The sequence below is a fragment of the Kitasatospora sp. NPDC056446 genome, assembly GCF_042796115.1.
Taxonomy (GTDB): domain Bacteria; phylum Actinomycetota; class Actinomycetes; order Streptomycetales; family Streptomycetaceae; genus Kitasatospora.
On sequence record NZ_JBHTRF010000052.1, the window covers coordinates 34,231 to 53,252 of the forward strand.

Sequence of the window (19,022 nt, forward strand, 5' to 3'; positions counted from 1 at the left end):
CCCACGCAGACACGCGAGACGCGAGAAGAGATTCACACCATGGCGAACATCTCCGCCGCGGACGTCAAGAAGCTCCGTGAGCTCACCGGCGCCGGCATGATGGACTGCAAGAAGGCGCTCGACGAGGCCGAGGGCAATGTCGAGAAGGCCGTCGAGCTGCTCCGCATCAAGGGGCAGAAGGGCGTTGCCAAGCGCGAGGGCCGTGACGCCTCCAACGGCGCCGTCGCCGCGCTGATCGCCGAGGACGCCAAGTCCGGTGTCCTGGTCGAGCTGAACTGCGAGACGGACTTCGTCGCCAAGGGCGGCAAGTTCGTCGAGGTCGCCAACGCGATCGCCGCCCACGTCGCCGCCACCTCCCCGGCCGACCTGGACACCGCGCTGGCCTCGGAGATCGCCGCCGGCCAGACCGTCCAGCAGTTCGTGGACGAGGCCAACGCGACCCTGGGCGAGAAGATCGTCTTCCGCCGCTTCGCGCAGTTCGACGGTGACGGCTTCGTCGGCGTGTACATGCACAAGTCGGACCCGGACCTGCCGCCGACCATCGGTGTCCTGGTCGAGCTCGACCAGGCGAACGCCGAGGTCGCCAAGGACGTCGCGCAGCACATCGCCGCCTTCGCGCCGAAGTACCTCTCCCGCGAGGAGATCCCGGCCGAGGACCTCGAGAACGAGCGCCGCGTCGCCGAGGCCACCGCTCGCGAGGAGGGCAAGCCCGAGGCCGCCCTGCCGCGCATCGTCGAGGGTCGCGTCACCGGCTTCGTCAAGGAGAACGCCGTCCTGGAGCAGGCCTTCGCCAAGGACAACAAGAAGTCCGTCGCCAAGGTCCTCGAGGAGAACGGCGTCGCCCTCAAGCGCTTCGTCCGCTTCCGCGTCGGCGCCTGAGCCACGTTCCACCTGGTCCCCGGCCCCTCTAGGCTGGGAACCGCCCCCGCCCGCTGACCAGGGCGGGCGGAACGCCGAACGGGCTCACCCAGCGCCAACCGCCAACGGGCGGGCTCGCGTCGGCACCATGAACGACGAGGAGGCCATTGCCGTGCAGGACACCGAACCGGTTCCCGCGGCAGTGGCCTCCTCTCGTGTACGCGCAGGCGGGGCATCCGCACACCCGCGCCTGTGACCAGTAGGTGCAAAAAGGAGAAGTCCATGCAGGAGACGCAGGAGACCGCGCAGGACCCCAGGGCCGGCTCGCGCCGCCGGGTGCTGCTGAAGCTGTCCGGTGAAGCCTTCGCCGGTGGTGGCGGGCTCGGCGTCGACCCGGACGTCGTGCACGCGATCGCCCGGGAGATCGCCACCGTCGTCCGCGCCGGCACCGAGGTCGCGGTGGTCATCGGCGGCGGGAACTTCTTCCGTGGCGCCGAGCTGCAGGTCCGCGGCATGGACCGGGCCCGCTCCGACTACATGGGCATGCTCGGCACCGTGATGAACTGCCTGGCGCTCCAGGACTTCCTGGTCAAGGAGGGCATCGAGACCCGGGTCCAGACCGCCATCACCATGGGCCAGGTCGCCGAGCCGTACCTGCCGCTGCGGGCCGTCCGGCACCTGGAGAAGGGCCGTGTGGTGATCTTCGGCGCCGGTATGGGCATGCCGTACTTCTCGACCGACACCACGGCCGTCCAGCGCGCGCTGGAGATCCACGCCGACGTCCTGCTGATGGGCAAGAACGGCGTGGACGGCGTCTACGACTCCGACCCCCGGACCAACCCGGACGCGGTCAAGTTCGACGCGCTGGAGTACTCCGAGGTCATCGCGCGCGACCTCAAGGTGGCCGACCTCACCGCGATCACGCTGTGCAAGGACAACAACCTCCCGATGCTGGTCTTCGAACTGCTGGCGGAGGGCAATATCGCGCGCGCGGTGAAGAGTGAGAAGATCGGCACACTCATCAGCCAGGATTCTGTCCGGGCCTGAACCGCAACCAGCCGTGCGGAGCGGCGCGGGTGCCACGACCGGCATCCGCGCCGGTACCGCTCGGAACACCATGCAGATGAACCGGACAGGGAGACCACAGTGATCGAAGAGACCCTCCTCGAGGCCGAGGAGAAGATGGAGAAGGCCGTCGCCGTCGCGAAGGACGACCTCGCCGCCATCCGCACCGGCCGCGCGCACCCGGCGATGTTCGCCAAGATCGTCGCCGAGTACTACGGCACCGTGACGCCGATCAACCAGCTGGCCTCGTTCTCGGTGCCCGAGCCCCGGATGGCGGTCGTCTCGCCGTTCGACAAGACCGCGCTGAAGGCCATCGAGCAGGCGATCCGCGACTCCGACCTGGGCGTCAACCCGTCGAACGACGGCTCGATCATCCGCGTGGTGCTGCCCGAGCTGACCGAGGAGCGTCGCCGGGAGTTCATCAAGATCGCCCGCACCAAGGGCGAGGACGCCAAGGTCTCGATCCGCGCCGTGCGCCGCAAGGCCAAGGACGCCATCGACAAGCTGGTCAAGGACGGCGAGGTCGGCGAGGACGACGGCCGCCGCGCCGAGAAGGAGCTCGACGACACCACGGCCAAGTACGTGGCCCAGGTCGACGAGCTGCTGAAGCACAAGGAATCCGAGCTGCTCGAGGTCTGATGAACGACGCCCCTGACGCCCCTGGCTACTGGGGCTCGTCCGACCAGCAGTTCCAGCCCTACCGCCCGGCACCGCAGCCGCAGGCGCCCCGTACCCCGGCCCACCCGGCGCCGGGGTACGGCGAGCCGCCGGCGCCGGTCCCGGGACACCCGGGACACCCGGGACACCCCGGCGGCAGGGCCGTGCCTCCGGGCGCGCCGGGTCTTCCGGGCGCGGGCCCGGGAGGCCGCGGCCTCCGTTCGGATCACTCGCAGCAGCCTCCGGTGTACTGGGGCGGCGACGCGGAGGAGACTCAGGTCATGCCTCCCGTTCCGGCCGAGCCCGGCCCGCCCCGCGGTGCGCCCGGCTTCGGCCGCACGGGCGGCCGCGGCCCGTCCGGTGCCCCCGGGCACCCCGGCGCCGGCGGACCGGCCGACCCCGCCGCGGGACCGGCCCGGGAGGCCGGCCGGCTGGGCGGCCCGCTGTTCCGGGACGAGCACGCCGGGACGGCGCCCCCCGGCGTGACGGAGACCGTCGTGCTGCGCGCGATATCCGACGACGCCCCGGCCCCCGGCCACGGCACCCCGCCGTACCCGGGGGCACCGGTGCATCCCGCGCCGCCGCCCAGCCACCCGGCGGCCGGGCAGCCCCGCTTCGTGCCGTCGTCCCATCCAGGGCAGGAGACACCCGTGGCCGCCCAGTCCGACCCGCAGCCGCAGCCGCGCAAGCAGCGCGGCGGCCGTAACCTCCAGGCCGCCATAGGCGTGGGGGTCGGCCTCGGTGCGGTGATCATCGCCTCGCTGTTCGTGGTGAAGGCGCTGTTCCTGGTCGTCGTGATGGCCGCGGTCGCGGTCGGTGTCTGGGAACTGACGAGCCGGCTCGCCGAGCGCAAGGAGATCAAGGCACCGCTGGTCCCGCTGGTCGTGGGCGGCATCGCCATGGTCGCCACCGGCTACTGGTCGGGGATCCAGTGGGCCGCGGCCTCGCTCGCGCTGACCGGGCTGGCGGTGATGGTCTGGCGGATGGCCGCGCCGCCGGAGAACTACCTGCGGGACATAACGGCAGGGGTGTTCACCGCCTTCTACGTGCCGTTCCTGGCCACCTTCGTGGCGTTGATGCTGGCGGCCGACGACGGCCCCCAGCGGATCGTGCTCTTCCTGATCGTCACGATCTGCAGCGACACCGGCGCCTACGCCGTGGGCTACAAGTTCGGCCGGACCAAGCTCGCCCCGACGATCAGCCCCGGCAAGACCCGCGAGGGCCTGGCCGGCGGCATCGGCCTGTCGATGCTGGCGGGCGCGCTGCTGATGCAGCTGATCATCGACGGCGGCAGCTGGTGGCAGGGCCTGATCCTGGGCGGCTGCGCAGCGGTCACCGCGACCCTGGGCGACCTGGGCGAGTCGATGATCAAGCGCGACCTCGGGATCAAGGACATGGGCACGCTGCTGCCCGGCCACGGCGGCATCATGGACCGGCTGGACTCGCTCCTGCCGACCGCCCCGGTGGTCTGGCTGCTGCTGGCGGCCTTCGTCGGCAGCTGACCGGCAGCCGGTGCGCGCGCACCTGTGAGGGCCCCGGACGCCTGTGCGTCCGGGGCCCTCGCGCGTCTGCGACACTGGAACAACCATGCCTAAGCCCGGAGAACTCACCTTTGTCGCGCCGCGCGGCGCAAAGCCCCCGCGACACCTCGCCGACCTGAGCCCCGCCGAGCGCAAGGAGGCCGTCGCCGAGCTGGGCGAGCAGCCGTTCCGCGCCAAGCAGCTCTCCAACCACTACTTCGGCCGGATGTCGAACGACCCGGAGACCTGGACGGACATCCCCGCCGCCAGCCGGGAGAAGCTCACCGGGAGCCTGCTGCCCGAGCTGATGTCGGTGGTGCGCCACGTGTCCTGTGACGACGACACCACCCGCAAGACGCTGTGGAAGCTCTTCGACGGGACGCTCGTCGAGTCCGTGCTGATGCGCTACCCGGACCGGGTCACCATGTGCATCAGCTCGCAGGCCGGCTGCGGCATGAACTGCCCGTTCTGCGCCACCGGCCAGGCCGGGCTGACCCGCAACCTCTCCACCGGCGAGATCGTCGAGCAGATCGCGGCCGGGATGCGCGCGCTGAAGTCCGGCGAGATCCCGGGCGGCGAGGCGCGGCTGTCCAACGTGGTCTTCATGGGCATGGGCGAGCCGCTGGCGAACTACAACCGGGTGCTGGCGTCGATCCGCCGGCTGACCGACCCGGCGCCGGACGGCTTCGGCCTGTCCCAGCGCGGCATCACCGTCTCCACCGTCGGGCTCGTCCCGGCGATGCACCGCTTCGCCGACGAGGGCCTCAGCTGCCGGCTGGCGCTGTCGCTGCACGCCCCGGACGACGAGCTGCGCGACGAGCTGGTGCCGGTGAACACCCGGTGGAAGGTCGCCGAGGTGCTGGACGCGGCCTGGAACTACGCGGAGAAGTCGGGCCGCCGGATCTCCATCGAGTACGCGCTGATCAAGGACATCAACGACCAGGCCTGGCGGGCCGACCTGCTCGGCCGGCTGATCAAGAACCAGCGGGTGCACGTCAACCTGATCCCGCTGAACCCGACCCCGGGCTCCAAGTGGACCGCCTCGCGGCCCGAGGACGAGCGCGAGTTCGTCCGCCGGCTCCAGTCGCACGGCGTGCCGACGACCGTCCGCGACACCCGCGGCCAGGAGATCGACGGCGCCTGCGGCCAGCTCGCCGCGGCGGGCTAGCGGCAGCAGTCGGCAGCGGCGGGCGGGCGGCCTAGCGCAGCCCGGCCGCTGCCAGCGCGGCGGTCGCCCCGCCGGTCAGCAGCAGGGTGGTGCCGACCGCCAGGGTGCGCAGCGCGACGGCGCCGAACAGCAGCCGGGGCGAGGCGCCGAGGCGCAGCAGCGCGTCGGTGACGTCCCGGCGGTCGGTGCGGACCTCCGCCAGTCGGGCAGCCACTGCGGCGACCGCGCAGCCCAGGACCAGGCAGGCCTCGACGGCGGGCAGCGCGTCGGCGCTGTCGGGTGTGCCGATCCAGTAGCGGATCGTGGTGAGCACCAGCGCGACGGCGAGGGTGAGCACGGCCAGCGGTGCGCCGAGGCGCGGGGCCTGGGCGGTGAGCCCGCGTCCGGCGAGCAGCCGCAGCGGGGTGGGCCGGCCGACGGCGAGCAGCCGTCCGGTCCAGGCCAGCAGCGGGCCGGTGAGCAGGGCGAGGCCGAGTGCGCCGGCGGCCCAGCCGCCGAGGGCGGCGGTGCTGGTGGTGCCGAGTCCGGCGGGCAGGTGGATGGGCCGGCCGTCGACGGCGGCGCCGGGCCGCAGCGCGATGAGTTCGAGCGCGGCGCCGATCACGCCGAGTCCGATCGGCAGGGCGATCCGCCAGGATCCGAAGCCGGTGCGGGCGCGGGTACGGGTGCCGGGGAGGTCCCCGGTGGCGGGGACCGCGCAGGCGGCGGCGATGCCGGCGGTGAGCGGGACCAGGACGAGCAGGGTGACCGGTGCGGCGGGCGGCAGCGGCACGCCCATGCCGAGGTCGGGGGCGAGCGAGGGCCCGGCGATGTCGTTGCGCAGGACCAGGAAGACCAGCAGGGTGAGCAGGCTGCCGAGGGTGCAGGCGAGGGCGGCCTCGCCGGCGATCAGCGCCCGGATCCGGCGGGAGCCGGCCCCGGCGGCGGTGAGGCCGGCGATCCGCTCGGGCCGGCGGGCGGGTACCGCGCGGGCGGCGACGGCCGCGAACCAGGCGACGGCGGCGAGCGGGGGCAGGCACCAGAGCAGCCGGACCAGCGGGTCGGCGCCGCCGAGCGGGTCGCTCATCGCCCGGCCGAGGGAGCGCAGCAGGAAGGCGGCGACCACGGCGGCGGCCAGTGCGGTGAGCAGCCAGCGGCCGAGGTCGGACACCCGGTAGCCCCGGGCCAGACGGAGATAGAACACGGCGACTCTTTCAGCGGCTCGGTTCGTTCGGCGGCTCGGCGCCGTCAGCGGCGGGTGGCCGTGACGGCGTTCGCTCCGGGGGTCCCGGAGAGGGCGGTGCCGCGCGGGACGGGGGCGGCGGGGGCGGTGAGCCGTCCGTCGACGAGGGCGACGGAGCGGTCCGCGAACCGGACGAGCTCGGGGTCGTGGGTGGCCAGGACGAGGGTGAGCTGGTGCGAGCGGGCCGCGCTGGTCAGTATCCGCAGGACCTGGTCGGCGGCCTCGCGGTGCAGCGGGGCGGTGGGGTCGTCGGCGAAGACGACGGGCGGCAGCGGGGCCAGGGCGCGGGCGACGGAGACCCGCTGGCGCTGGCTCTGGACCAGCCGGTCGGGGCGGTGCCTGGCGAAGTCGCCGACGTCGAGGCGTTCCAGCCATTCGTCGGCGGCCGTGTAGGCGGCCTTGTTCCCCGCTCCGGCGAGCAGCAGCGGCAGGGCGACGTTCTCCCGGGCGGTCAGTTCGGGGACCAGGTGCGGCTCGGAGCCGACGAAGCCGAAGCGGTCGCGGCGCAGCCGTTCGCGGCCGGCCCGGGTGAGGGTGTGCACGGGGGCGCTGTTGAACCAGACCTCGCCCTCGTCGACCGGGAGCTGGGCGGAGAGGCAGCCCAGCAGGGTGCTCTTGCCGGAGCCTCGCGGGCCGGTGACGGCGAGCACCTCGCCGTCGCGGACGCCGAGCGAGATGCCGCGCAGGGCGGGGGTGCCGTGATGGGACTTGACGATCCCTCGGGCCCACAGCACGTCGTTGTCAGGCGGTGCCGCTGACATCAGGTTCCATCCTGGGTGGCCGCAGGGATATGACAGTCGTCAGATTAGAACGACCGGGGCGGGGCGCGGTTGCGGCGCACTGGTCCATCACGGGCAAATCACCCGCATTCAGGCATGTTTGGTCGTACGACTGTGATGTTGCGGCGAGGCGCCGTCGTTTGGTGGGCTGGGCGGGGGAACGCCGAAGGGCGGCCCCGCGGGAAGCGGGACCGCCCTTCGGCGGAGGGTGGGGAAGGAGGATCAGGTGGTCAGATCTTCGCCCACGCGTCGGTGAGGCTGGTCCGCAGGATCTGCTCGATCTCGTCGAAGGTCGACTGGTCGGAGATCAGCGGCGGGGCCAGCTGGATCACCGGGTCGCCACGGTCGTCGGCGCGGCAGTACAGGCCGTTGTCGAAGAGCGCCTTCGACAGGAAGCCGTAGAGCACGCGCTCGACCTCGTCGTCGTTGAACGACTCCTTGGTGACCTTGTCCTTCACGAGCTCGATGCCGTAGAAGTACCCGTTGCCGCGGACGTCGCCGACGATCGGCAGGTCGCGCAGCTTGTTCAGGGTGCCCAGGAAGGCGGCCTCGTTGTCGAGGACCTTCTGGTTCAGGCCCTCGCGCTCGAAGATGTCGAGGTTGGCCAGCGCCACCGCGGAGGAGACCGGGTGGCCGCCGAAGGTGTAGCCGTGCAGGAAGGTGTTGTCACCCTTGTAGAACGGCTCGGCCAGACGGTCCGAGATGATCGTGGCGCCGATCGGGGAGTAGCCCGAGGTCATGCCCTTGGCGCAGGTGATCATGTCGGGCTGGTAGCCGAACTTGTCGGCGCCGAACATGGTGCCGAGGCGGCCGAAAGCGCAGATGACCTCGTCCGAGACCAGCAGCACGTCGTGGCGGTCGCAGATCTCGCGCAGGCGCTGGAAGTACCCGGGCGGCGGCGGGAAGCAGCCGCCGGCGTTCTGCACCGGCTCGACGAAGACGGCGGCGACGGTCTCGGCGCCCTCGTTGAGGATGGCGACCTCGATCTCGTCGGCGCACCAGCGGCCGTACGCCTCGGGGTCGACCGTGCCGTCCGGGCCCTCGAGGAAGGCCGGGGCGCGGTAGATGTTGGTGTTCGGCGCCTTGTGGGTGCCCGGCACCAGCGGCTCGAACGGGGCCTTCAGGCCCGGCAGGCCGGTGATCGACAGGGCGCCCTGCGGGGTGCCGTGGTAGGCGACGGCGCGCGAGATGACCTTGTACTTGGTCGGCTTGCCGGTCAGCTTGAAGTACTGCTTGGCGAGCTTCCAGGCGGTCTCGACCGCTTCGCCGCCACCGGTGGAGAAGAAGACCTTGTTCAGGTCGCCGGGGGCGTAGTTGGCCAGGCGCTCGGCCAGCTCGACGGCCTTCGGGTGGGCGTAGCTCCACACCGGGAAGAAGGCGAGCTCCTTGGCCTGCTTGGCGGCGGCCTCGGCGAGCTCCTCGCGGCCGTGGCCGGCCTGGACGACGAACAGGCCGGCGAGGCCGTCGAGGTACTTGCGCCCCTTGTCGTCCCAGACGTAGGTGCCCTCACCCTTGACGATCGTCGGCACGGGGGAGTTCTCGTACGACGACATGCGGGTGAAGTGCATCCACAGGTGGTCGTAGGCGGTCTTGGAAAGGTCCTTCTGCGCCGGGTCGGCTGTCATCGGGTGCCCCAGGTGTAGGTCTGTTTCCGGAGCTTCAGGTAAACGAAGCTCTCGGTGCTCCGCACGCCGGGAAGCGCGCGGATGCGCTTGTTGATCATTTCGAGCAGGTGCTCGTCGTCCTCGCAGACCAGTTCGGCCAGGAGGTCGAACGAGCCTGCGGTGCAGACGACGTAGTCGACCTCGTCGAGGGCGGCCAGCGCGTCGGCGACGGGCTCGATGTCACCCTCGACCCGGATCCCGACCATCGCCTGGCGGGTGAAGCCGACGGTGAGCGGGTCGGTGACGGCGACGATCTGCATCACGCCTTGGTCGAGCAGCTTCTGGACGCGCTGCCGTACGGCTGCCTCGGACAGGCCGACGGCCTTGCCGATGGCGGCGTACGGGCGGCGCCCGTCCTCCTGGAGCTGCTCGATGATCGCCTTGGAGGCGGCGTCGAGGGGAACGCTGGCGTTCCGGTCGCGGTTGGCCACGCGGCCACTGTGCCTGATCGGGCGCGTGTTCGCAAGCGTGGAAACTGCTGATTTCGTCGTGATCTTGGAAAACGCATGCGGATTTCATTGCCTACGCGGACGCGGCCTGTCGATACCGGCAGTCATCCGGCTACCCTGGCACGGTACGCGCGCGGCCCCGCGAGGCGCTGTGCGTACCGCCACCAGTGGACCGTGCCGTTTCGGGTACGGCCGCTCGGCACCCTTCGTACGTCGGATCCGCCGACGTACCATGGCGCCGGAATCTGCAATGCCGCAGGCCCAGACCGAGGAGAGATCCGTGAGCGACCTTCGCACGCTGCGCAACTACATCAACGGTGAGTTCGTCGACGCGGCAGACGGCCGCACGCTCGACATCGTCGACCCGACCACCGGCGAGGTGTACGCGACGTCGCCGCTGTCCGGTGCCGCGGACGTGGACGCCGCCATGGCCTCCGCTGCCGCCGCTTTCCCGATCTGGCGCGACTCCACCCCGAGCACCCGGCAGAAGCTGCTGCTGAAGATCGCCGACGCGGTGGAGGCCCGGGCCGACGAGATCGTCGACGCCGAGGTGCGCAACACCGGCAAGCCCCGCGGACTGACCCTCTCCGAGGAGATCGGCCCGATGGTGGACCAGATCCGCTTCTTCGCCGGTGCCGCCCGCCTGCTGGAGGGCAAGGCCGCCGGTGAGTACATGGACGGGATGACCTCGATCGTCCGCCGCGAGCCGGTCGGCGTCTGCGCCCAGGTCGCGCCGTGGAACTACCCGATGATGATGGCCGTCTGGAAGTTCGCCCCGGCCATCGCCGCGGGCAACGCCGTGGTCCTGAAGCCCTCGGACACCACCCCGGCCTCCACCGTGCTGCTGGCCGAGATCATCGGCGGCATCCTCAAGGACCTGGAGCTGCCGGCCGGCGTCTTCAACGTCATCTGCGGCGACCGCGAGACCGGCAAGCTGATGGTCGAGCACCGGACCCCGGCGATGGCCTCCATCACCGGCTCGGTCCGGGCAGGCATCCAGGTCGCCGAGTCGGCCTCCAAGGACGTCAAGCGCGTCCACCTGGAGCTGGGCGGCAAGGCCCCGGTCGTGGTCTTCGAGGACGCCGACATCGCCGAGGCCGTCGAGGGCATCTCGGTGGCGGGCTACTTCAACGCGGGCCAGGACTGTACCGCCGCCACCCGCGTGCTGGTGCACGAGTCGATCCACGACGCCTTCGTCGAGGCGCTGGCCAAGGCCGCGGCCGAGACCAAGACCGGCGGCGTGGACGACGAGGACGTGCTGTACGGCCCGCTGAACAACGCCAACCAGCTGAAGCAGGTCGCCGGCTTCATCGAGCGGCTGCCCGCCCACGCCAAGGTCGAGGCCGGTGGCCACCGGGTCGGCGACAAGGGCTACTTCTACGCCCCGACCGTCGTCTCCGGCCTGAACCAGGACGACGAGATCATCCAGAACGAGGTCTTCGGCCCGGTCATCACCGTGCAGAAGTTCACCGACGAGGACCAGGCCGTCGAGTACGCCAACGGCGTCGAGTTCGCGCTGGCCTCCTCGGTGTGGACCAAGGACCACGCGCGCGCCATGCGGATGTCGCGCCGCCTGGACTTCGGCTGCGTCTGGATCAACACCCACATCCCGCTGGTCGCCGAGATGCCGCACGGCGGCTTCAAGAAGTCCGGCTACGGCAAGGACCTGTCGTCGTACGGGTTCGAGGACTACACCCGCGTGAAGCACGTGATGACCGCGATCTAGCGGGTCGGGACCGTCGGGCGCAGTATGACCGCGATCTGGCGGGTCGGGACCGTTCTGCGCAGTATGACCGCGATCTAGCGGGTCAGGACCGTCGGGCGCTGGATGACCGCGATCTGATGCAGGACGTCGGTCGTACGAACCGACCATGGGCCCGGGTCTTTTCGACCCGGGCCCTGTGTCTTTGCATCCTGTCGACGGATCGGGTGACCGGCTGACAGGATGGAACTGCACTTCGGGGGCGGTCCGCCCTAGCCTTACCGGCATGAGCATCCCCACCGCTGACCCGGCCGCCGGGAAGGCCGTCAAGGCCGCCGACCGCGCGCACGTCTTCCACTCGTGGTCCGCCCAGGCGCTGATCGACCCCCTCGCGGTGGCCGGCGCCGAGGGCTCGTACTTCTGGGACTACGACGGCAACCGCTACCTCGACTTCTCGTCGCAGCTGGTCAACACCAACATCGGCCACCAGCACCCGAAGGTGGTCGCCGCGATCCAGGAGCAGGCGGCGAAGCTCTGCACCATCGCCCCCGGCTTCGCGGTCGAGGCGCGCAGCGAGGCCGCCCGGCTGATCGCCGAGCGCACCCCCGGCGACCTGGACAAGATCTTCTTCACCAACGGCGGCGCCGAGGCCAACGAGAACGCCATCCGGCTGGCCCGGCTGCACACCGGCCGGCAGAAGGTCCTGGCCACCTACCGCTCGTACCACGGCGCCACCGCCAACGCGATCGCCCTCACCGGTGACCCGCGGCGCTGGGCCAACGAGACCGGCGTCTCCGGCGTCGTGCACTTCTGGGGCCCCTACGCCTACCGCTCCAACTTCCACGCCGAGAACGAGGCGCAGGAGTGCGAGCGCGCGCTGCGGCACCTGGAGGAGCTGATCGCGTTCGAGGGCCCGGGCACCGTCGCGGCGGTCATCCTGGAGACCGTGGTCGGCACCGCCGGCATCCTGGTCCCGCCGCCGGGCTACCTGGCCGGGGTCCGGGAGATCTGCGACCGGCACGGCATCGTGTTCATCCTGGACGAGGTGATGGCCGGCTTCGGCCGCACCGGCGAGTGGTTCGCCGCCGACCACTGGGGCGTCACCCCGGACCTGCTCACCTTCGCCAAGGGCGTCAACTCCGGCTACGTGCCGCTGGGCGGCGTGGCGATCAGCGCCGAGATCGCGGCCACCTTCGCCGAGCGGGCGTTCCCCGGCGGGCTCACCTACTCCGGCCACCCGCTGGCCTGCGCCTCCGCGGTGGCGACCATCAACACCATGGCGGAGGAGGGCATCGTCGAGAACGCGAAGCACATCGGCGAGACCGTCCTCGGCCCCGGCCTGCGCGAGCTGGCCGAGCGTCACCCGTCGGTCGGCGAGGTCCGCGGCCTCGGCGTGTTCTGGGCGCTCGACCTGGTGAAGGACCGGGAGACCCGCGAGCCGCTGGTGCCGTACAACGCGGCCGGCGCCGCCAACGCGCCGATGGCCGAGCTGGCCGCGGCCTGCAAGCAGCGCGGCCTCTGGCCGTTCGTCAACATGAACCGCTTCCACGTCGTCCCGCCGTGCACCGTCACCGAGGAGGAGGCCAAGAGCGGCCTCGCGGTGCTGGACGAGGTGCTGTCGCTCACCGACGCGCACACCGTCTGACGTACCTCCCAGGACGGCCCCGGGCGGGGCCCGTCGTCGAACCCCTCGCGGGTGGCGACGACGGGCCCGTGCGCGCCCGGGGCCGTCCCACGTTCCGGAAGGCTCCCCCATGCGCAGCAGCTCCACCCTGACCCGCCGTCCGTCCGACTCCCCGGCGATCCGCCGGCGTTCCGTGCTCGGTGGGGCCGCGCTGCTCGGCGCCGGCACGCTGACCGGCTGCGGGATCCCGTCCGCGTACGTCGCCGAGGACCGCCGCTCGGTGCCGGACCGCTCGGAGAGCGACCGGCGGCTCGCCTTCTCCAACTGGACGCAGTACATCGACACCGACGACAAGGGCGGGCGCCCGACGCTGGACGCCTTCGTCCGGGAGACCGGGATCGAGGTCGCCTACACCGAGGACATCAACGACAACGACGAGTTCTTCGGCAAGATCAGCCCGGTGCTCACCCAGGGCGCCGACCCCGGCCGGGACCTGATGGTGGTCAGCGACTGGATGGCCGGGCGGTACGTCTCGCTGGGCTGGGTGCAGGCCATGGACCGGGCCGGCCAGCCCAACGTCACCGCCAATCTGGACCCGCAGCTCGCCGACCCGGCCTTCGACCCCGGGCGCCGGCGCAGCGTGCCGTGGCAGTCCGGGATCACCGGCATCGCGTACAACCGCAAGGCGCTCGGCCGGGAGATCAGGTCCACCGCCGACCTGTGGGCGCCGGATCTCAAGGGCCGGGTCACGCTGTTCGCCGGACTGGACGAGGCGCTCGGGCTGCTGATGCTCTCCCAGGGCGCGGATGTCGCGACGTTCGGCGACGACGACGCGGACAAGGCGATGGACCTGGTGCAGAAGATGGTCGACACCGGCCACGTCCGCCGCTTCACCGGCAACGACTACACCAGCGACCTCGCCTCCGGCGCCGCGCTCGCCTGCCAGGCCTACTCCGGCGACGCGGTCCAACTCACCGCCGAGAACCCGGACATCGAGTTCGTGGTGCCGGAGGAGGGCGGCGAGCTGTGGGCGGAGAGCCTGATGATCCCCAACCGGGCCGTCCACAAGCGCAACGCCGAGCTGCTGATCGACTACTACTACCGGCCCGAGGTGGCCGCCGAACTGGCCGCCTTCGTCCAGTACATCTGCCCGGTGCCGGCCGCCCGCGAGGTGCTGGCGGCCAGTGGGGACAAGGAGAAGGCCGAACTCGCCGAGAACCCGCTGGTCTTCCCGACCGAGGAGATGCGCGCCCGGCTGCGCACCATGCGCGACGTCACCTCGGAGGAGCGGCCCCGGCTGCACAAGGTCTGGGGGCGCATCACCGGGGTGTGACGCGCCCCCGGGGCCGGCGCCCCGGCCGGCCCCGGGCCCGGGTTTCAGCGGCGGACGGCGTCCAGGGCGAGCAGCGCCACGTGCAGGGAGAGGCAGGACTCGACCTGGTCGAGGTCGACGCCGAGGATCCGTTCGACCTTGTGCAGCCGGTCGTAGAAGGACGGCCGGGACAGGTGCGCGGCGTCCGCGGCGGCCGACTTGTTCCGGCCCTGCTCCAGGTAGATCCGCAGCATCTGCACCAACTGGCCGTTGTGCTCGGCGTCGTGGGCCAGCAGCGGGCCCAGCTCCCGCTCCACGTAGGTCTGCAGCCGGGCGTCGTCGCGCAGCAGGTGGAGCAGGCCGCGCAGCCGGACGTCCGGCAGCCGGTAGTAGGAGGAGGTGCGGCCGCCGCCGGGCGCGTCGTGCAGGGCGGCGTCGGCGACCTGGGTGGCCTCCAGCAGGGTGCGCCGGGCGTCGCGGACCGAGCCGACCGAGGATCCGACCGCGACCACCGGGCCCGCCGGGTCGGCGCCCTCCCGGCCGGCCTCGGCGGACATCCGGCGCAGGGTGGCGGAGAAGGCGTCCAGCGAGGCGTGCTCCTCCTGCTGGGCGCCGAGTGAGATCAGCAGGCCGACGGCCTCGTCGTCCAGTGAGCCGACCAGGGCGGAGAGCCGGCTGGCCCGGACCGCGCTCGCGGCCAGTTCGGTGAAGTCGCGCAGCCGGGCCTGTGCCTCCAGCGCGGCCGGGATCGGCCCGCGCCGCTGCCGCAGCACCACGCCGACCAGTCGCCGGCCCTCCAGCGGGACGCCCAGCGCCTGGGCGCGCAGCGCCGCCTCGGAGACGGTCAGCGCGTGGGTGAGGATGCCGGACAGCAGGGTGCGGTGGGTCTGCCGCTCCAGGCTCTCCCGGTCGCGCACCACCAGCCGGTTGAGCGCCAGCGCGGACGCGCCGCGCTCCAGCAGCATGGTGTGCGGGTGTGCCTCGCCCTCGGGCAGCGGGCCGGGCTCCTGGACCAGCACCAGCCGCCCCCAGTCCTGGCCGCGGGCGCCGACGGTGGTGACCAGCCAGCCGCTGCGCGGGTCGTGGCCGGTGCGGCCGGCCGGACGGACCCCGCGCGAGCGGCGCTCCCAGTCCTCCAGCACCTCGGCCTCCGGACGCCCGGCGGTGTCGTGGGCGAGCACCTGGTGGGCCAGGTTCTCCAGGACGACCGGGGCGCCCGCCATCCGGGCCACCTGCCGGATCACCTCGGGCGGTTCGGCGCCCTCCACCACCAGCTCGTTGAACACCTGGTGGACGGACTCGGAGACGCGCAGCTGCTCCAGCTGGGCGTTGACGACCAGCGCGTGCACGGCCTCGGTGACGGCGACGAAGCGCAGCTCGCGGCGGAGCGTGATCAGCGGCAGCCCGCGCTGCTCGGCGGCGTTGACCAGGGCGCGGGGGAGCGCGTCGAAGTAGCGCCGCCCGAACTCGACGACCAGGCCGGCCACCCCGACGTCGTCCAGCTCGTGGACGTAGCGGGCCAGGCCCTCGCGGTCCTCGGGCAGCGCGATGCCGGTGGTGAGCACCAGTTCGCCGCCCCGGAGCATCCCGGCGACGTCGGGCAGTTCGCTGACGTGGACCCAGCGGACCGGCCGCTCCAGGCGGTCGGCGCCGGCCACGACCTGGGGCAGGCCGCGCCGCATCACCTCCAGGTCGAGTACGCGGGCGACGGTGGGGAGCATCGCGGGCCTCCGTGGCCGTGGGGGCCAGAGTGGGGGATCGGGGGGTGTCGGGGTGGTGATGGGGGTGGTGCGTGGTGCCTGCCGGTCAGAGTGTCAGGTGAATCATCCATCCCCACGACGACCTGTCGCCCTGCCGGGACCCTTGCACCCTGTAAGGCGCTTCGTATCGAGATTGCCGCAGTGACCCTTGTCACGCCCGGGCCGCACCGGGCATGGTCAGCGGGTCGGCTGTGGCGAAAAACCGACCCCACAGCGGAATCCGTCGCGTTGACCAGAACGCAACCGTGGAATCCCTTGTCCGGAGCGAGCCGGACTGCCAGGATCGCGCAACCCCGATGATCGACAGGACGGCGTCCCGCGCCCCGCAGACCCCCACCTGCGGAGACGGCGCTCCGCCGCCCGGTCGTACCACCGGCACTTGGAGGAACCAGATGGACCTGACCGACTTCGGCGCGGGCGCGCAGTACATCGCCGGCCGCCGGACCCGGGGGAGCGGCGAGCCCTTCCAGGTCGTCAACCCCGCCGACGGCAGCGTGGTCGAGCAGGTCGCCCTGGCCGGCACCGGGGACGTCGACGCGGCCGTCGCCGCCGCGAAGGCCGCCCTGCCCGGCTGGTCCTCGGCCACCCCGGGCGCCCGTTCCGAGGCGCTGACCCGGCTGGCCGCGGTGCTGGCCGGGGCCGCCGACGACCTCGCCCGGGTGGAGACCGCGCAGACCGGGAAGCCGGTCAAGCTGGCCACCGAGTTCGACGTCCCCGGCACGGTCGACAACGCCGCGTTCTTCGCCGGCGCCGCCCGCAACCTGGAGGGCAAGGCGGCCGGCGAGTACTCCGGCGACCACACCTCGTACGTGCGGCGCGAGGCGATCGGCGTGGTCGGCTCGATCTCGCCGTGGAACTACCCGCTGCAGATGGCCGCCTGGAAGATCCTCCCGGCGATCGCGGCGGGCAACACCATCGTGCTCAAGCCGGCCGAGCTGACCCCGCTGACCTCGCTGATGTTCGCCGCGGCCTGTACCGAGGCGGGCATCCCGGACGGCGTGGTCAACGTGGTCACCGGCGCCGGGCGCACCGCCGGCGAGCACCTGGTCGGGCACCCGGGCGTCGCGATGGTCTCCTTCACCGGCTCCACCGCGGTCGGCCGGCGGGTCGCCGAGATCGCCACCGCGGGCGTCAAGCGCACCCACCTGGAGCTCGGCGGCAAGGCCCCCTTCGTGGTCTTCGACGACGCCGACCTGGACGCCGCCGTGCACGGAGCCGTCGCCGCCTCGCTGATCAACGGCGGCCAGGACTGCACCGCCGCCACCCGCGCCTACGTCCAGCGCCCGCTGTACGACGCCTTCGTGGCCGGGGTGGCCGAGCTGTACGCGGCGATCCGGATCGGCGACCCGCTGAACCCGTACACCGACCTCGGCCCGTTGGTCTCCTACGCCCACCGGGACCGGGTGGCCGGTTTCGTGGAGCGCGCCCGCTCGTACGCCACCGTGGTCACCGGCGGCCGGGTGCCCACGACCGGCCACGACGGCCACGACCTCACCCGCGGCGCGTACTACCCGCCGACCCTGGTCACCGGCGCGGCCCAGGACAGCGAGGTCGTCCAGGGCGAGATCTTCGGCCCGGTGCTGGTCGTGCTGCCCTTCGACGGCGACGACGAGGGCCTGCGGCTGGCCAACGACACCCCGTACGGCCTGGCCGCCTCCGCTTGGACGAGCAACGTGCACCGCTCGCTGCGCGCCACCCGGGAGCTGGCGGCCGGGTGCGTCTGGGTCAACGACCACATCCCGATCATCAGCGAGATGCCGCACGGCGGCTACAAGGCGTCCGGCTACGGCAAGGACATGTCCCAGTACTCGCTGGACGAGTACACCCAGGTCAAGCACGTCATGTTCGACACCACCGCGGTGGCCCGCAAGGACTGGCACCGCACCGTCTTCGGAGACAGATAACCCCCGGACGAGGGCGCTTCCCCCACGCCCCTTCATCTCCCCAGGAGGCCCGTTCCATGGCGTTCAACGAGCTCACCGACGGTCTGCCCGAACCGGTCCGCAGGGCCTGGGAGCGCAGTCTGACCAGCGGCCGGGCCGCGCTCGGCCGCCGCGCCCTGCTGCGCGCCGCCGCCCTGACCGCCGGAGCGGGCACCCTCGCCGCCTGCGGGATCCCGGCGGCTCCCCGGGCGACCGGCGACTCGACCGCGAACGCCGCCAAGGACCTCTCGGACACGCAGAAGGAGGTCGCCTTCTCCAACTGGCCGCTCTACGTGGACACCGACGAGAAGGACAAGGAGAAGCACGGCACCCTGGAGGCCTTCACCCAGGCCACCGGGATCAAGGTCAGGTACACCGAGGACGTCAACGACAACGTCGAGTTCTTCGGCAAGATCAAGCCGCAGCTCGCCTCCGGCCAGGACACCGGCCGCGACCTGGTGGTGCTCACCGACTGGATGGCCGCCCGGCTGATCCGGCTCGGCTGGGTCCAGAAGCTCAACCCGGCGAACGTCACCACCGCGATCACCAATGTCGAGCCGCGCTTCCGCGCCCCCGACTGGGACCCGGGGCGGCTCTACTCCTACCCGTGGGCCGGCATCCAGACCGTGGTCGCCTACAACCGGAAGGCGACCAAGGGCAAGGAGGTCACCAGCGTCTCGCAGCTGCTGGACGACCCCGAGCTGAAGGGCCGGGTCACCTTCCTCTCCGAGATGCGCGACAGCATCGGGATGGTCCTGCTGGACCAGGGCAAGGACACCGCGAAGTTCACCGCCGACGACTTCGACGGCGCGGTCGCCCGGCTGCAGAAGGCCGTCGACAGCAAGCAGATCCGCCGCTTCACCGGCAACGACTACGGCCAGGAGCTGTCCTCCGGCGACATCGCGGCCTGCATCGCCTGGGGCGGGGACCTGATCCAGTTGCGCGCCGACAACCCGGACATCGAGTTCGTCATCCCGGAGAAGGGCTTCATCTCCTCCACCGACAACCTGCTGGTCCCGGCGAAGGCGCAGCACAAGACGAACGCCGAGAAGCTGATCGACTTCTACTATCAGCCGAAGATCGCGGCGCAGCTGGTCGCGGGCATCGGCTTCGTCTCCGCCGTCACCGGGATGAAGGACGAGCTCGCCACCCTCGCCCCGGACAGCGCGGCCAACCCGCTGGTCGTACCCACCCCCGAGATGGCGGCCAAGGCGCACGTGTTCCGCACCCTCACCGAGACCGAGGAGAGCGACTTCGAGCAGAAGTTCTCCAAGCTCATCGGCGCCTGACCCCCACTCCCGGCAGCGAACCCAGGAAGAC

At 71.9% G+C, this 19,022-nt stretch carries 15 protein-coding genes; 10 read left to right on the forward strand and 5 right to left on the reverse strand.

What is annotated here, in order from left to right:
• The first annotated feature begins 39 nt into the window (after positions 1–39).
• The 5 genes from tsf (at position 40) to rlmN (ending at position 5,268) form a co-directional block, all read left to right on the forward strand.
• The gene (gene tsf / locus ACFQ6N_RS27590; protein ID WP_380654409.1) at positions 40–879 is read left to right on the forward strand and encodes a translation elongation factor Ts; all 840 of its coding nucleotides are present in this window, start codon (positions 40–42) and stop codon (positions 877–879) included.
• 261 nt (positions 880–1,140) lie between these two features.
• Positions 1,141–1,905: a UMP kinase gene (pyrH, locus tag ACFQ6N_RS27595; protein ID WP_380654412.1), complete on the forward strand. Its 765-nt coding sequence runs from the start codon at positions 1,141–1,143 to the stop codon at positions 1,903–1,905.
• 99 nt (positions 1,906–2,004) lie between these two features.
• Positions 2,005–2,562, forward strand: a complete 558-nt coding sequence (gene frr / locus ACFQ6N_RS27600) for a ribosome recycling factor (RefSeq protein ID WP_380654415.1) — start codon at positions 2,005–2,007, stop codon at positions 2,560–2,562.
• Between the two features lie 299 nt (positions 2,563–2,861).
• Entirely contained in the window at positions 2,862–4,082 is a 1,221-nt protein-coding gene (locus ACFQ6N_RS27605) for a phosphatidate cytidylyltransferase (RefSeq protein WP_380654417.1), read from the forward strand.
• A gap of 85 nt (positions 4,083–4,167) precedes the next feature.
• A complete protein-coding gene (rlmN, locus tag ACFQ6N_RS27610) occupies positions 4,168–5,268 on the forward strand; it encodes a 23S rRNA (adenine(2503)-C(2))-methyltransferase RlmN (RefSeq protein WP_380654420.1) in 1,101 nt (366 codons plus the stop codon).
• 31 nt (positions 5,269–5,299) lie between these two features.
• Here rlmN and ACFQ6N_RS27615 read toward each other — a convergent pair whose 3' ends face one another.
• The 4 genes from ACFQ6N_RS27615 to ACFQ6N_RS27630 form a co-directional block, all read right to left on the reverse strand.
• Positions 5,300–6,451, reverse strand: a complete 1,152-nt coding sequence (locus ACFQ6N_RS27615; protein ID WP_380654423.1) for a hypothetical protein — start codon at positions 6,449–6,451, stop codon at positions 5,300–5,302.
• Positions 6,452–6,495: 44 nt separating this feature from the next.
• Positions 6,496–7,251 (reverse strand): ABC transporter ATP-binding protein, encoded by a 756-nt coding sequence (locus tag ACFQ6N_RS27620; protein WP_380654425.1) that lies wholly within the window; start codon positions 7,249–7,251, stop codon positions 6,496–6,498.
• Between the two features lie 248 nt (positions 7,252–7,499).
• Positions 7,500–8,894, reverse strand: coding sequence for an aspartate aminotransferase family protein (locus ACFQ6N_RS27625; protein WP_380654427.1), 1,395 nt, complete (start codon positions 8,892–8,894; stop codon positions 7,500–7,502).
• The gene (locus ACFQ6N_RS27630) at positions 8,891–9,364 is read right to left on the reverse strand and encodes an Lrp/AsnC family transcriptional regulator (RefSeq protein WP_030306695.1); all 474 of its coding nucleotides are present in this window, start codon (positions 9,362–9,364) and stop codon (positions 8,891–8,893) included. The genes ACFQ6N_RS27625 and ACFQ6N_RS27630 overlap by 4 nt, the downstream gene beginning before the upstream one ends.
• Before the next feature lie 268 nt (positions 9,365–9,632).
• Here ACFQ6N_RS27630 and ACFQ6N_RS27635 point away from each other — a divergent pair, with 268 nt between their 5' ends.
• From ACFQ6N_RS27635 to ACFQ6N_RS27645, 3 genes are all read left to right on the forward strand, one after another.
• Positions 9,633–11,108 (forward strand): gamma-aminobutyraldehyde dehydrogenase, encoded by a 1,476-nt coding sequence (locus ACFQ6N_RS27635; RefSeq protein ID WP_380654430.1) that lies wholly within the window; start codon positions 9,633–9,635, stop codon positions 11,106–11,108.
• A 262-nt stretch (positions 11,109–11,370) separates the two neighbouring features.
• Positions 11,371–12,729: an aspartate aminotransferase family protein gene (locus ACFQ6N_RS27640; protein WP_380654433.1), complete on the forward strand. Its 1,359-nt coding sequence runs from the start codon at positions 11,371–11,373 to the stop codon at positions 12,727–12,729.
• Positions 12,730–12,838: 109 nt separating this feature from the next.
• The gene (locus tag ACFQ6N_RS27645; RefSeq protein WP_380654435.1) at positions 12,839–14,041 is read left to right on the forward strand and encodes a spermidine/putrescine ABC transporter substrate-binding protein; all 1,203 of its coding nucleotides are present in this window, start codon (positions 12,839–12,841) and stop codon (positions 14,039–14,041) included.
• Positions 14,042–14,085: 44 nt separating this feature from the next.
• Here the strand turns inward: ACFQ6N_RS27645 and ACFQ6N_RS27650 are convergent, their stop codons facing one another.
• Positions 14,086–15,741, reverse strand: coding sequence for a PucR family transcriptional regulator (locus ACFQ6N_RS27650; RefSeq protein WP_380654438.1), 1,656 nt, complete (start codon positions 15,739–15,741; stop codon positions 14,086–14,088).
• Between the two features lie 431 nt (positions 15,742–16,172).
• Between ACFQ6N_RS27650 and ACFQ6N_RS27655 the strand changes: the two genes are divergently transcribed.
• Complete coding sequence (locus tag ACFQ6N_RS27655) at positions 16,173–17,684, forward strand: gamma-aminobutyraldehyde dehydrogenase (protein WP_380654441.1); 1,512 nt, start codon at positions 16,173–16,175, stop codon at positions 17,682–17,684.
• 56 nt (positions 17,685–17,740) lie between these two features.
• Complete coding sequence (locus tag ACFQ6N_RS27660; protein WP_380654444.1) at positions 17,741–18,991, forward strand: spermidine/putrescine ABC transporter substrate-binding protein; 1,251 nt, start codon at positions 17,741–17,743, stop codon at positions 18,989–18,991.
• Positions 18,992–19,022: the final 31 nt, after the last annotated feature.